General features: G+C 70.0%; 10 protein-coding genes. 9 read left to right on the top strand and 1 reads right to left on the bottom strand.

The window, feature by feature from the left end:
* The first annotated feature begins 25 nt into the window (after nt 1–25).
* On the top strand, nt 26–4,327 hold the full coding sequence (locus tag LKK40_RS07220; protein WP_304310066.1) for an LPXTG cell wall anchor domain-containing protein: 4,302 nt from the start codon (nt 26–28) through the stop codon (nt 4,325–4,327).
* Nucleotides 4,328–4,659: 332 nt separating this feature from the next.
* Here LKK40_RS07220 and LKK40_RS07225 read toward each other — a convergent pair whose 3' ends face one another.
* Nucleotides 4,660–5,862: a hypothetical protein gene (locus LKK40_RS07225; RefSeq protein WP_304310067.1), complete on the bottom strand. Its 1,203-nt coding sequence runs from the start codon at nt 5,860–5,862 to the stop codon at nt 4,660–4,662.
* A 170-nt stretch (nt 5,863–6,032) separates the two neighbouring features.
* Between LKK40_RS07225 and LKK40_RS07230 the strand changes: the two genes are divergently transcribed.
* The 8 genes from LKK40_RS07230 to LKK40_RS07265 all read left to right on the top strand — a co-directional run bounded on the left by LKK40_RS07230 (nt 6,033) and on the right by LKK40_RS07265 (nt 13,611).
* On the top strand, nt 6,033–6,470 hold the full coding sequence (locus LKK40_RS07230; RefSeq protein ID WP_304310068.1) for a hypothetical protein: 438 nt from the start codon (nt 6,033–6,035) through the stop codon (nt 6,468–6,470).
* Between the two features lie 5 nt (nt 6,471–6,475).
* Nucleotides 6,476–6,796: a hypothetical protein gene (locus LKK40_RS07235; RefSeq protein WP_304310069.1), complete on the top strand. Its 321-nt coding sequence runs from the start codon at nt 6,476–6,478 to the stop codon at nt 6,794–6,796.
* On the top strand, nt 6,721–7,908 hold the full coding sequence (locus tag LKK40_RS07240) for a peptidoglycan amidohydrolase family protein (protein WP_304310070.1): 1,188 nt from the start codon (nt 6,721–6,723) through the stop codon (nt 7,906–7,908). Before LKK40_RS07235 ends, LKK40_RS07240 begins: the two co-directional genes overlap by 76 nt.
* A 17-nt stretch (nt 7,909–7,925) precedes the next feature.
* Complete coding sequence (locus LKK40_RS07245) at nt 7,926–8,564, top strand: hypothetical protein (protein WP_304310071.1); 639 nt, start codon at nt 7,926–7,928, stop codon at nt 8,562–8,564.
* Between the two features lie 110 nt (nt 8,565–8,674).
* A complete protein-coding gene (locus LKK40_RS07250; protein ID WP_024463946.1) occupies nt 8,675–8,992 on the top strand; it encodes a hypothetical protein in 318 nt (105 codons plus the stop codon).
* Between the two features lie 17 nt (nt 8,993–9,009).
* Nucleotides 9,010–10,524 carry a hypothetical protein gene (locus LKK40_RS07255; protein WP_304310072.1) on the top strand — a complete coding sequence of 505 codons (1,515 nt, stop codon included), beginning with the start codon at nt 9,010–9,012 and terminating at the stop codon, nt 10,522–10,524.
* A 46-nt stretch (nt 10,525–10,570) separates the two neighbouring features.
* A complete protein-coding gene (locus LKK40_RS07260; protein WP_304310073.1) occupies nt 10,571–12,034 on the top strand; it encodes an SCO6880 family protein in 1,464 nt (487 codons plus the stop codon).
* Nucleotides 12,031–13,611, top strand: a complete 1,581-nt coding sequence (locus LKK40_RS07265; RefSeq protein WP_304310074.1) for an ATP-binding protein — start codon at nt 12,031–12,033, stop codon at nt 13,609–13,611. The genes LKK40_RS07260 and LKK40_RS07265 overlap by 4 nt, the downstream gene beginning before the upstream one ends.
* Nucleotides 13,612–13,620: the final 9 nt, after the last annotated feature.

Genomic DNA, 13,620 nt, shown 5'->3' on the forward strand with positions numbered 1-13,620 from the left:
ATGACAGAAATCGGAGGAGAGCCTTATGGGGTTCAATCTGAAACACAGCGCACGCGAGACCGGGAGCGATCATCCCGGCCTGGCGCGCAAGAAGGGCTGGCGCGCCCTGGTGGCGGGCGTCGCGGCGCTGGCCACGCTGGCCGCGCCGGCGGTGGCGATGGCCGACGCGGGCGGCGGCACGGGATCGGACGGCGGAGGCGGCACGGGCGGCACCGCGTCGATCCACTGGCTGACCAAGGACGCGTGGCCCGCCACGAACGACGGCGTGCGCCAGGCCCTTGGCGACATGGGCTACCCCATCACGGGAGGCGGCACGGCAGGCACGGCCAATGACGTGATCAACACGTCGCTGGGCCAGGCGATCAACCAGTGCCAGGCGAGCTACACCGGCGAGGGCGCGGCCGACTGCCGCCTGGTCGGCGTGGGCATCGTCGGCAACGACGACAGCCACACGTTCACCGGCATCAGCAACTGGGCGGACAGCGGCCTGTGGCACCAGAAATGGAATGACGAGGTAGCTGGAAAGACCTACAACTACAACGGCGTGAACTGGAACGCGAACACGGCATGGACCGACAAGCGCGGCAACCATACCCTGAGCACTTTGGCCGATGAGGTCATCAACGCGAATCTGGGCGCTTCGCTGCGCGTGATCGTGCTGGCGAAGAACCAGCCCGCCCCACCCACATACAACCTGACCGTGAACACGCAGGCCTCGACCGCACCGAAGGCCGGGTCGAACGATCCGGTGCATGACACGGTCACGCTGGACCGTTCGGGCAGCTCGGTCGCGGAGAACGTGACGGTGAGCACGCATCTGAAGTACGCCGGGTCCGCGGCCGGCATCGTGCCGGGAGCGGAGGCGAACCGGGACAAGGCGATGCCCAACCAGGGCGCGACCGGCTCGGACGACTTCACCCCGAAGGACTTCGGCATGGCGAACGGCTGGGTGCCGGGCCATTACTGCTTCAGCGCGCAGGTCGCCAAGCAGGGCCACATGGGCGCCGCCGTGAACACCCCGGCGTGCGCCGCGGGCGAGGACTTCACGGTCACGGACGTGCCCCCGGCCCCGCCGGCCAAGAGCATCGACAAGGGCGTGAGCGCCAGCCAGATGGTCAACCGCACCGTGATCACGTCCAAGACGGGCCTGTTCGGCTACGCCATGGCATTCAGCGACCAGATCACCCCCAACGGCGTCAAGTACACGGTCGGCAACTACAAGCTGATCGACAAGGACGACGGCAACAAGGACGTGAGCGCGGACTTCGCGATCACATGGGACAAGGCCAAGAACACGGTCAGCGCGACGCGCAACCAGCCGTACAAGTCCTTCCTGCCCTCGGACCACTCGTACGAGTTCTCGTTCGATGTGACGGTCTCGAAGCCTGACGTGAACAAGGTCAAGGACATCGCCAAGGTGACCTGGAACGAGCATCCCGCCGCATCCACGGACGAGCACGAGTTCCCCACCTGGACGCCGGCCCCCGACAAGTCCTGGGTCAAGCTAGGCGCTGACGGCAAGTGGCAGACGGTCGTCGACCCGGGGCGCACCAACGCGACCGGCGCTGACAACAACGTGTTCTTGGATGAAGACCGGGTCGCCTCCGTGGTCAACGGGACCGTGGACGCGAACCTGATCCAGGCCCCCACGAAGCTCGCGCTGGCGGATGACTGGACGGCCTCGGACTACCTCGTGGACCCCGAACCGGCATCCTCGATCCGCGTGTACGAGGCGAACGGGCAGTCCGACGCCAACGGCCACTACGTGAGCGCGTCGGTCAACGACATCGCCACCAAGGGCAAGGACGTCACCAGCCAGTTCAAGATCGCACTGAATGGCTCGAAGGCCAGCGCGACCGCGAAGCCGGCCTACCTGGCCAAGCTCAAGGGGCTGAAGACGCCACTGCAGGTCACCCTGCTCGTGCCGATGACGGTGAACTTCGCCAACGGCAAGGGCGCGGCCCAGGTGCGCGCCGACCACGGCAAGCAGCCCGGCGACGAGCTCGAGTTCTGCGACGCGAACAGCACCCGGTTCACGAACTCCGGCTCGGAGAGCGTGAACGACGTGACCACGCCGACCAACGTCCCGGCGATCTGCGGCTACGTGCCACCGGTCAAGAAGGACGTGATCGGCGAAGCCAGCCAGGGCGGCGATCAGGCCAGCGTGGACGGCAAGGTCGTCTTCCCCGGCCAGCGGGTCGAATACCAGCTGCTCACCACCCCCAAGCTCCCCGACACCCTCGCCTACGGCGTGAGGAACCTGGTTCTCACGGACACCTACGACCAGTACCTGCAGCCCGACAAGCAGACCCTGGAACTCATGGATCTGAACACGGGCAAGGTCATCCCCAAGAGCGCGTACGCGACCAAGTGGGACGACGCGAAGCACCTGGCGCAGGCCACGATCAGCGACCAGGCGCTCCTCGCAGGCTGGAAGGCGGGCGGCAACCCGCGCATCCAGCTGCGCTTCGAGGGCACCGTCTCCAAGAGCGCTCCCACGGACCACAAGGTCGACAACCAGTGGATGCTCACCCTGAACAATTCGCTGACCCCGTCCAACGTGGTGTTCAACGTGCCCCCGGCCTTCACCCCCGTGAAGACGGACACGCAGGGCGCCAGGCAGGGCGACCCGACCGTGAGCATCGACGGGCGGACGCTCATGCTGGGCGACACCGGCACCTACACGGTCACCCTGGACGCCAAGCAGCAGAACCAGGCGTACGACGTGTGGAAGCTGGGCATCGTGGACGACTTCGACGAGCAGTACGTGTCGATCGACCAGTCCAAGATCGCGGTGCTGGGCGCGGACGGCAAGGACTACACGTCCAGGTTCAACATCAAGGTGATCGACGGCGTCGTCTACGCGTTCGCGAGGACCGTGGACACGAAGGTGCCTGCGACCGGAGCCACGGTGAAAGGCGACCCGCAGCCGGCGGACCTCGCGGCCTACGCGAAGAGCGACAAGCACGACGCGCTGAAGAGCCCCGCGATCGACCAGTCCCTGCTCGGCCAGTCGTACCAGCTGGTCATGCCCTACACGGTCATCAAGGTGTCCAAGGGCTACGTCGTGAAGAACACGGCCACCCAGGTCGTCAACGACATGCGCAAGCAGACCAATCAGGTCTCCAACCCGCTGGCCCCGATCAACCCGGTCAAGGACGTGACCATCAAGGTCGGCGGGGCATCCATCAACGGGCAGTCCGTGTGGCTGAACAGCACGTTCCTCTACCAGCTCGACAGCTCGACGATCCCCGCCAGCCGCGCCTACCCGACGGTGGACCGGTGGGACATCGCCGACCAGTTGAATACGAAGGTCGACCAGTACACGGGCCAGTGGGCCGTGTACGCGCAGGCCGACCTGTACAAGGACGGCAAGATCGTCGCGGACAAGGGCAGCAAGATCGCCGGTTCCGGATTCGACAGCTCCGCGTTCGGCTCCGACCTGTTCACCGCCCAGCAGGACGCGAACGGCGTGGTCACCGTCAGCGCCACCAGCGCCTACAAGGCGCTCGTGAGCGCTGACAACGCGCACGAGGCGGGATGGCGCGCGTACATCCAGTGCACGCGCATCGCCGTCACCGAGAAGCAGGCCAACCAGTTCGTTGAGCACTACAACGACAAGGTCCTGCCGAGCAACGTGGTGTGGACCCGCACCCCGCAGCTGACCCCCTCCATCCACATCGTCAAGTGGGACCAGAAGTCGGGCCTGCCCAAGGGCGACCGCAACGACCCCAAGGACGCGCTGAGCGTGACCGGCGACACGACCATCGTGTTCACCATCACCAACACCAGCAATGATCCCGAGGGCCACGGAGCCGTCTTCCAGGCCAAGGACCTCAAGCTCGAGGACCATACGATCGCCGGCGACGGCACCGTGACGGATCTCAAGTACCCCGCCAACTGGGACACGCTGGTGTTGAAGCCCGGCGACCATGTGGACGTGACCGGCACCCTTCGGGGCGTCGCCACGGTGCACACCGACCGCGCCAAGGTCACCGGCACCCCGCTGTTCGAGTGCCCGGCCAGCGACCAGAACCCGTTCGGCAACGGCAAGGCCGGCGAGCCGGTCCCGCCCAGGAACGCGGTCCACGTCGATGGCAGGACCCTGTGCTCGGACACGCCGGTGACGTCGAACCAGGACGATTGGAACGGCAAGGCCCCGACGAAGCTCGAGCAGCTCGCCCAGACCGGCGCGCCGATAGCGGGCGTCGTGCTCGTGGTCGTCGCGCTGGCTGGCGGCGCCGCCGTGATGCTCGTGACGCGCAGGCGCCACGCGGCCCACGCCGCGGCGTCGATGGCGTCCGGCTCCGAGGATTCGGCCGAGTAGGCGCATGCCGCCCGTGGCCTTCGCGCCATGGGCGGCCCCTGCCCTTCCCGCGCATGTCCCGGCATGGGGATGGCGTCCCGCTGAGAAGCGGGACGCCGGCCGGGGAACTCTTCGCCGCATCACGAACCCGTGCGGCGAGTCCTGAATAAATGAAGGCGCCGCATCCTCTCCCGCAATCCCCACGGGAGAGGGGGCGACGCCTCCTCGTCCGGAGCCGGCCTTACACGGCTCCGGACATTCAACTTCCTGTTTTCCTAACTTCTTAACTTCTTGTTTTCTTATCTTCTTATCTTCTTAACTTCTTGGGAGGGAGGCGCTCGATGGCTTGCGGATCACAGATGATCGGGCATCGGGATGCCGTGCTGGACGGGCGGCACGGACCAGCCGCCCGTCCCGCCTCCCTGACTGGGGGCCGGGGCCGGCGCGGGGGCTGGCGCCGGAGCCGGGGCCTGGCGTCGCGGAGCGGAGTACCCGCCTGGCGCGTATCCTCCGCCGCCCTGCTGGGCGGGAGCGGGCGCCGGGGCCTGCTGCTCGTTCGCGGCAGGGGCGGGCGCGCTGTTCTGGGCGGCCGCGGCCTTGGCCGCATCGTCCTTCTGCCTGGCGGCCATGCTGTCGCCGACGCTCTTCATCGCGGCCTGCAGCGCGCTCTGGGAGTCCCGGTACGTTCTGGGGCCCGTCGCAGTTCCGGCGAGGGTCTTTCCCGCCGCGTCGATCGCGTGCTGCAGGGCCGTCCGCGCGGCCTCGTCCTTGACCTTGCCGGAGGAGTCCTTGAGCTGGGCCTTGCCCTGGCCGATCGTCTGGCGCAGCGAGGCCTTCGCGTCGGCCAGGATCCTCGCGTCGCGGCTGGCCTGCACGGCCTTGCCGGCCGCCTCGATCCGGCCGCTGCGCTCCTGGGCGGCCTTCGCGGCCGCGTCCAGCGCATCGATGCCGGCGCGCAGCCCGCCTCGCCCTCCTGCGGCGCAGTCGGCGGCGGCCGGCTTCGGAGCGTTCCTGAGCAGGGCGGCCAGGGCCGTGACCTTCCCGGGGTCCTGGACCGCGCTGGCGGGCAGCCTGGACAATGCCGCGGCGTCGCCATGCATCGCCTCGCCGAGCCGGTCGAACGCCTGGCCCTGGGCATGCCGCGCGTCCTGGCAGGAGGCCTGCAGGCCGCGTATCTGGCTGGCCTGCACGCCGCTCACGGCAACGGCTCCCACGCCTCCCGCCGCGAGGACGGCAAGCACGATCGCGGCCGCGCGCAGCGCGCGCCTGTGCGACGGCCCGGCCGTCGCATCCTCGGTGCCGCCGGCTTCGGCCACGGCCTCAAGATCGAGCGGCGCCGTGCTCTCGGCCTCGCCGGCCGGCCCGACGGGGATCCGCTCGGCGGGCTCGTCCTCCCGGTCTTCCTCGCGCTCGTCCTGCCGGGGGCCTTCGTCCTCGTCCTCGGACTCGACGTCGGGCCGGGGCCGCGCGTCCAGGCGCGCGCGCAGCGCGTCGAGCCGCTCCTTCCTCTCGCCCTGCGGGCCGTACTGGCCCCATTCGTCCATCCAATCGCCCATGCGACGCTCCGTTCCCGTGAATCGTCCCCCGCATGCGGCCATGCCCGTGGCATCGGCTCTCCCGCCGGGGTTCGAGCAGATTCTAACCCGCATGGCGCGGCGCTCCGGATGCTGCCCGTCACGCTTCCGCTTTCGTTTTTTGCCGTTCTCCAAGGAAGGGAGATGCTGTCATGACCGATCGTCGTTCCACTGCGGCCGTGCTGGGCGCGTGGAGGCCGCTGGGCGCTCCGGCGCGCATGCCCCGCGCCGTGTTCTGGCCCGTGTTCGCCCCGCTGTGCCTGCTCGGCGCGCTGCTGGGCGGCTGGCTGCTGGGAGAGCCGCACGCCTGGGCCGTCGCCGCATTGTGCGCGTGGACGCTCCTGTTCCTCGTCGCGCTGTGCCCGGCCGTGGCGCGCCGCGGCCGGGACGCCGGGATCGGCAGGCCCGTCATGTGCCTGGTGCTCGCCCCGGTCCTGTTCGCCGCATCGTGCGCCGTGTTCGTGCCCGCCATTGCGATGGACGGAGACGGGAACGCGACCGCCGCGGCCGTCTACTTCATCCTGGTGACCTACCCGCTGTGCATGCTGCCCACGGTCGTCTTCGCCCTGCTGCCCTCGAAGCGCAGGTGAGAGTGATGGGAACGATGATGGATCTGTTCGCCGCGCTCGGCTCGATGATCTCCGGCGCCTACATGCTGCTCGTCTCCTGGCCGCTGCCCGCCCGGCTCGGCCTGCTCGCGGCCCTCCTGTTCGCCTCCGCGTTCGCCCGGCAGATGTCCCGGTCCAGCCGCTACGAGGCCATGCGCCTGGCGTGCGCGCTGCTCGCGGCCGCCTGCTGGCTGCTCACGGGCGTGCTCGTCCTGGCCTTCATGGCCGAGGGATGGCAGGCGCTGTACGCGCTCGTGCCGCACGCCCTTCCCAGCCTGCCGCTGCCCGTCCCGGGGCTGGCCGCGTGAACGGCTCCAAAAGCTCGTCGCATGCGCTGATCGGCGCGCTGATCGCCGTGGCGGCGGGCGTGCTCGCCCCGCTGATGCTCCTGTTCGCCCTGCTGGGCGGCATGATGCTCTCCGGATGCGGCGCGAGCGACGCGTCGGGCGGCGACGCCGTGGCCGCAGGGCAGGGCACGACGAACGCGTCGAACGCCTCGTACCGGGCGCCGGAGCATTCCGACGACCCGGTGGCCGAGCAGATCTCCACGTTCATGGAGGCCACGGCGAACGACGACTCGCACGGCTACTCGCAGAACCGGCGCTACGGCAACCCCGACTACGACTGCTCGAGCCTGGTGTACTTCGCGGTCAAACACGCGGGCGTGGCCGGGCTTCCGGCCGCCCCGTTCAACACGATGAGCGAGGGACAGGCGCTCACGGCCGTCGGATTCGCGCACCTGACATGGAGCGGCGACTTCCACGACGCCAGGCAGTCCCTGAAGCGCGGCGACATCGTCGTGAACCCGACGGAGCACACCGAGGTGTACGTGGGCTCCGGCCTGTTCGCCGGGGCCCGGCACGCCACGCCCTCGGGAACCGAGGACGGCATGCCCGGAGACCAGGGCAAGGGCGCGAACCAGGAGATCGGCATCGGCCCCTACCTCGACCCCGGTCTCACCCAGGTGTACCGGCACGACCCCAACGCGAAGTCCACGCCGGGCGCGGACGGCGGCACGGCATCCGCCGCGCAGGATACGGCGCAGTGCGACGCGGACGGCGCGAGCGTGATGAACGCCGCGGCCGTGACCAACGGATCCGTGGGCCAGGCCAAGGACGCCGCCCGCCAGCTCGTCAGGCAGCAGTGGCCGGACGACGCGGACAGGCAGTACTCGTGCCTCGAGCAGCTATGGGACCACGAGTCCGGGTGGCGCGCGGACGCCGAGAACCCCGGGTCGGGCGCGTACGGCATCCCCCAGGCGCTGCCCGCCGACAAGATGAGCTCCGCCGGGAGCGACTGGAAGACGAACGCGACCACGCAGATCAAATGGGGCCTGGGCTACATCAAGGGCCGGCCCGACTACGGGACGCCGTGCGCCGCCTGGAGCCTGTGGCAGTCGCGCAGCCCGCACTGGTACTAGAGAGAGAAGGCTAGGAAATGACCATCAAACCGCATATCGACTACTCATGGGTCCCGCCCCAGCTCAAGAGCCTGGTGGGAATGCTGCTGGGCACGCTGGTCCTGCTGCTCGTGCTCGGCCTGGTCGTCGCCTGCGTGTGGTGGGCAGCGGCCAAGATCAGCGGCAACTTCTTCATCGCGCAGGGCCGGGGCGGCATCGCCATCCTCTCCTGCCTGCTGGCCGCCACGCTCGTCACGGCGCTGCCGATGGCGGTGACCTGGGGCACGGGCCTCGACGCGATCCCGCAGGGCGTGAGCGTCACGGCCGCGCCCGACGGGCAGATCGGAGCCGGGTACGGACCCGGATCCCCACTGGCCGCGCAGGTCGGCGCCGCGGCGGCGCAGAGCCTGGGCGAGGCCCATGCGCAGAGCGACGCGGCGGGCAAGGCGTGGGGCGAGGCGAAGAGCAAGGCGTCTCACGGGGACATCCCCGGCGCGGCCGGCTCGGCCGTCCAGGCCGGCAAGGCCGCAGCCGGCAGCGTGATCGACGACCTGAAGGCCGGGGTGCAGATCGTGCGCAAGCAGGGCGTGGCGAAGACCTTGCTGCAGGGCTACCAGGCCATCAGGGACAAGGCCGGCCAGACGATCGGCTGGCTGGCCGGCAAGGTCGGGCTATGAGCGCGGCCATCCGGGCCGCCGCGAGCCGGGGACGCTCGCCGCCGCCGCGGCATCCAGCCCATCATCCAGCCAACCAATGAACGAACAACAAGAAGAAAGAAGCCATTGACATGACTCGACCGCATATCACCACGGACCTGGCCCAGGCGATCCTCGCCGACGACCCGTCCACCATCACCCCCACGTTCGACGCGCCCTGGAACGCGACGCTGCGCAGCCTGATCCAGATGTTCCAGGGCTCGGCCCTGTACGTCCTCGTCGGGCTGCTCATCGCCGCCGCGGTGGGCTGGGTAGGCAGCAAGATCGTCCAATCGGGCACCGGGCAGAAGATCTCGGTGATCGTCATGCTCGTGTGCGGCGTCAGCGCGATCATCGTGTCGGCCGCGGGCGGCCTGATCTGGTGGTTCGCCGGCATCAAGATGTTCTGAAAGGACAGGCCTGACCCATGGTGTTCAATACGATGATCGGAGCGTTCCTCGACTGGGTGCTGCAGGGGGCCGTCGACGCCTGGAAGCAGACCTGCGCCATGGCCCTGCAGGCCGGCGTGATCACCTCCGGCCAGTGGACGGTCGCCGGAAACATCATCGGCAAGGTCGCCGGCGTCGTCCTGTTCGTCGTGATCCTCTCGGCCGGGTACGCCATCGCCCGCGCGGCGACGGCCGGCCGGATGGGCGACATCTGGCGGATCAGCGGCCAGGCGCTCCTGTCCTGGCCGCTGACGATGGCCGCCCTGTGGGTCATGGTCCAGGCCATCAACATCAGCACCGCGCTGACCGGCCTCATCCTGGGCGTCGACCTGACCAGCCCCAAGCTGCAGGCGCCCTCGCTGCCCGGCCTCTCGGCCGCCGCGATCAAGGGCCAGTTCGCCGGCCCGCTGCTCGTCGTGATGCTCGTCATCATGCTGTTCGCGGCCGCGAGCCTGCTGCTGTGCATGGGGGCGCGCCAGTTCCTTCTGGTCGTCGCGGTGTGCCTGCTGCCCGCCGGCATCATGGACACCGGCTTCGCGCGCCGCGCCATGGGCGCGGCCCGCAAATACATCGTGTGGGTCATCGGCATCATCCTCTACCAGCCGCTGGTCGGCCTGTTCATCACGATCACGGGCGAGCTGATGAAGGCCGCCGGCTCCGACAACCCCATGGCCTTCCTCGAGGCGATCGTCGGCATGGTGCTCTCCAGCGTCTTCCCCTGGGTGCTGGTCGCCAAGTTCGCGGGCCATCTGCCAGCCGGCCAGGGCCTGAACACGGCCGCGACGGCCGGCAAGCAGACCGTCGGCAAGGCAAAGGAGGAGGCCGGCAAGGCCGCCGCCGCAGCCGTGCAGATCGCCGGGGCCGTGGCCACGGGCGGCGCGTCCGCCGCAGGCATGGGCGCCGGCGCGGCGGGAGCCGGAGCCAAGGCGTCAGGCTCCGCAGCGTCCGAGGCGTCGAAGGCCGCGAACCCATCCAAGGACGCCGGCGGCCCCACGGGCGGAACGCCCGGAACATCCACGGACGGCACCCGGAACGGCGGCAGCTCCCACGCCCCCACGCCGGCAGGCTCCCCGTCCTCGCCCGGCGCGACGGCCGCATCCGGCTCCGGCTCCGGCCATGCGCCAGGCTCGGGCATGGGCGGCATCGCCAAGGCGGGACTGGCCGCGGCGGCCGCCTCCATGCACACGTCGCCGGCCGTGGCCGGCATGGCGGCCGCGATGAACACGGCCGCCGCACAGCTGGCCCCCGCCCCGGGCGCGGCCCCATCCCCGGCCGCTCCGGGAGCGGCGGACGAGGCGGGCCCCGCGGGCGCGCCACCCATGACGGCTCCGGGATCCCCCGGGGCGGCGGGATCGCCGTCCTCGCCGGCCCCGTCCCCGCAGCCCGCCTCGGGCCCCGGGCGCGAGGGGCAGGAGAGCGGCGGCACGCCGCATGTCACGGTGCATGTCGAATCGGGCGGCGCGCGCGGCGCGAACGCGCACGTCGACCAGTAGCGGCAGCACGCACACCCACGCCCACGCGTGAGAAAGGAGAGGGATCTTGGCAACGGAGACCTCATCGGACAACCTCTATTCCACATCGTTCGCCAGGGTGCCGCGCCAGAAGGCGCTGGCGTTCTGGTCCACGCACCAGGTCGCGATAGCGTTCGCGCTGATCGCCCTGTTCAGCCTCAACCTGCTCGCCGGGCGTTCGCCGCTCAGCCCGTTCACGCTGGCCCTGTGCCTGGTCATGGCGGCGGACCTGCTCGTGATCCGCGGGCTGAGCATATGGCAGATCATCGGCACCAGGCTGGGCTTCGCGCTGCTGAGCGCGACGGGCCGGGCGAGGTCCACGGTCAGCCCTCTGACCGTGGGCGCGACGGTCGGCCTGCTGGACATCCCCGGCAACGACGGGAGCGTGGACCTGTACCGGATCGTGAACACCGCGTACGAGGGCGCGTGCTACGTGTGGGACGCGGCCAAGGGCGAGGCGACCGCGTGCGTCCGGGTGCGAGGCCTGGACGCGCAGCTCGCCTCGTTCTCCCGCCTCTCGTCCCTCTCCGCCCAGTTCAGCGCGGCCGTGGCCACGCTCAGGGACAAGGGCGACGTGACCCGGGTCGTGATCCAGTCGCGCGCCCTGCATGCGCCGGTCCGGCCCAGCGGGGACGGCCCGGCCGATTCCGGCTCGCTGGCCGACAGGGACATCCGCTACGTCGAGGAGAGCGTGCTGTCCATGCCCTTCGAGCACGACCACGTGGTCACGATCACCGTGGACCCCTCGAAGGCGCAGGGCGAGAGCGCGGCGCGCAGCACGCCGGCCGACGTGAGCCGGCTCCTGTCCGCCAGGGTCGAGGAGCTCATGGGCAGCCTGTCCGGCACGGGCGTGGACGAGGCGGCCGCATGGAAGTGGCTGAACATGCAGCAATTGCGCGGGCTGATGAAGACGCTGATCGACCCCACGGCCACGGCCCTGCTCGACGCGAAGGGCCGGCTGCCCGACGACATCCCGCTGGCCCTGTCCTGGCACGCGCACGCGACCTGGATGGAGGTCGGCCCCCTGTTCGCCCGCACCCGGTGGATCGACCGGTGGCCCGACGGGAAGAACCCGGTGTTCCCCAGCTGGCTGTCCAACGTCACCTCGGCCACGATGACGCCCATGGTCCTCACGCAGGTGTTCCGCGCGCGCGACGAGCACACGGCGAAGAAGCAGGTCACCGGCCAGCTGCACGAGACTGAGACGATGAGCGGCATCAACCGGAGGTTGGGCCGTTCGGACGACAAGCGGACCGTGGCCGAGGCGGCCCGCCTGGACGAGCATCTGGCCGACATCGCCAACGACGGCGGCGACATCGAGTTCCAGGGGTTCGTGACCATATTCGCCGACAGCCGCGAGCGGCTCGACGCCGCCTGCTCGCGATTCGACGGCAGGACCTCCAAATGGATCCACATGGACGCGATGCGCGACCAGCAGCTCGCCCGGTTCAACGGCGTGTGGCCGCTGGGCCTGGAAGGCAGGGAGTCATGAGGGAGCGCGAGGAGCAGGGCGCGTCGGGCGTGCTGGGCTTCGCGCCGGTCCTGCCGCAGCTGACACTGCGCCAGCTCGCGAAGGTCGACGCGGACGGCGTGCCGGCCAGCCAGGGCATGGCCGCCGCCACGCCCCGCTTCCAGCGCCGGCGGGCCGAGCGCGAGGCGAGAAGGCGGCTGCGCGACTGGTACCGGAGCCTGGCTGGGAAGAGCGAGAAGGCGGCCGAGCCGGACGCGGCCGGGGACGCGCTGCCCCGCACGCATGGCGCGGGCCGGCGGCTGGGACTGGCGCACTACGCGCCGGCCATCCCCTGGCACAGCGCGTCGGTGCAGCAGGCGGGCGTGCTCGACCCGTTCGTCGTGTCCGGATACCCGCCGTTCGACGGGCCGGTGATCGGCGAGAGCTCGCTGAGCGGCGCCGTCTGGCGCTACGACGCGTGGCAGCCCTACCAGACGCACGCGGCGACCTCGGTCAACGGCTGGGTCATCGGCCTGATGGGCTCGGGCAAGAGCATGTTTTTGAAGATGTTCGCCACCAGGGAGACCGCGGCCCCGTGGAACAGGCACGTGATCATCGAGGGCGACCCGAAGGGCGAGTGGGCGCGCGTCGCCCGCTCGGTCGGCGGCCAGGTCGTCTCCGTGGGCGCCGGCTCCTATCTCAACGTCCTGGACCCGGGCCGACGGCCCGCCGCCCGCTCGGAGCGGGACTGGCGCGGCGACGTGCTCGGCATCCAGACGCAGGCGATCCGCAGCATCGCCGCCGCGATGCGCCAGGACGGCATCGCCGGCATCGACGAGCAGGAGAGCGGGATCGTGGACGCGGCCCTGAACCACTACCTGGACCGGGAACAGACGCCGACCATCGCCGGCCTGGTGGACCTGCTCGTATCCCAGTGGCCCGAGCAGACGCCCGTGAAGGGCGTGGGCCAGACAGACCGGCGTTCGGCGGCCGACCGGCTCATCCTCCTGCTCAACCCGCTGGTCGAGGGCGCGATGGCCGGCGCGTTCGAACGCGAGTCGACCGTGGACGTCGACCCGGCCAGCCCCATGCTCGTGTTCGACACCGGCAGCGCCTCGGACGGCAACGAGCAGAAGAAGACCCTTTACATGGCGGCCATGAGCGCCACCGTGGAGCGGCTGTGCGCGCAGCGCGACGGCCTGTTCCGCATCGTGATCGCCGAGGAGGGCCACGAGCTGCTGTCCAACCCGGAGCTGGTGCGCGCCTGGGACCGCAGGATCAGGCTGTCGGGCGAGCTCGGGGTGAGCAACTGGTTCCTGATGCACGAGCTGGGCGACCTGAGCAGCTTCGGCGAGGAGGGCAGCGAGCACCGCAACACGATGATGGGGATACTGACCAAGTCGGAGGCGCAGGTCGTCTACGCGCAGTCCTCCTCGTCATTGGAGCAGATGACCAGGCTGCTGCCCGACCTGACATTGCGCGAGATCAACACGATCCGGGCGCTGCCCGACTTCTGCGCGCTGTGGCGCGTGGGGCCCAGGGTGCGCGACGTGGTCAGGCCCTACGTGGGCCCGGAGGCCTACGACGTGTTCCAGACCGACAAGAACAGGCAAGGATAGGGAGAGGGA

The organism is Bifidobacterium tibiigranuli, assembly GCF_022655035.1.
Taxonomy (GTDB): domain Bacteria; phylum Actinomycetota; class Actinomycetes; order Actinomycetales; family Bifidobacteriaceae; genus Bifidobacterium; species Bifidobacterium tibiigranuli_A.

Coding starts and splice junctions, on each gene's coding strand:
- LKK40_RS07225 (WP_304310067.1), bottom strand. CDS start 5,862: ATGGGCGATTGGATGGACGAATGGGGCCAGTACGGCCCGCAGGGCGAG.
- LKK40_RS07235 (WP_304310069.1), top strand. CDS start 6,476: ATGGGAACGATGATGGATCTGTTCGCCGCGCTCGGCTCGATGATCTCC.
- LKK40_RS07245 (WP_304310071.1), top strand. CDS start 7,926: ATGACCATCAAACCGCATATCGACTACTCATGGGTCCCGCCCCAGCTC.
- LKK40_RS07240 (WP_304310070.1), top strand. CDS start 6,721: ATGGCAGGCGCTGTACGCGCTCGTGCCGCACGCCCTTCCCAGCCTGCC.
- LKK40_RS07230 (WP_304310068.1), top strand. CDS start 6,033: ATGACCGATCGTCGTTCCACTGCGGCCGTGCTGGGCGCGTGGAGGCCG.
- LKK40_RS07220 (WP_304310066.1), top strand. CDS start 26: ATGGGGTTCAATCTGAAACACAGCGCACGCGAGACCGGGAGCGATCAT.
- LKK40_RS07265 (WP_304310074.1), top strand. CDS start 12,031: ATGAGGGAGCGCGAGGAGCAGGGCGCGTCGGGCGTGCTGGGCTTCGCG.
- LKK40_RS07255 (WP_304310072.1), top strand. CDS start 9,010: ATGGTGTTCAATACGATGATCGGAGCGTTCCTCGACTGGGTGCTGCAG.
- LKK40_RS07250 (WP_024463946.1), top strand. CDS start 8,675: ATGACTCGACCGCATATCACCACGGACCTGGCCCAGGCGATCCTCGCC.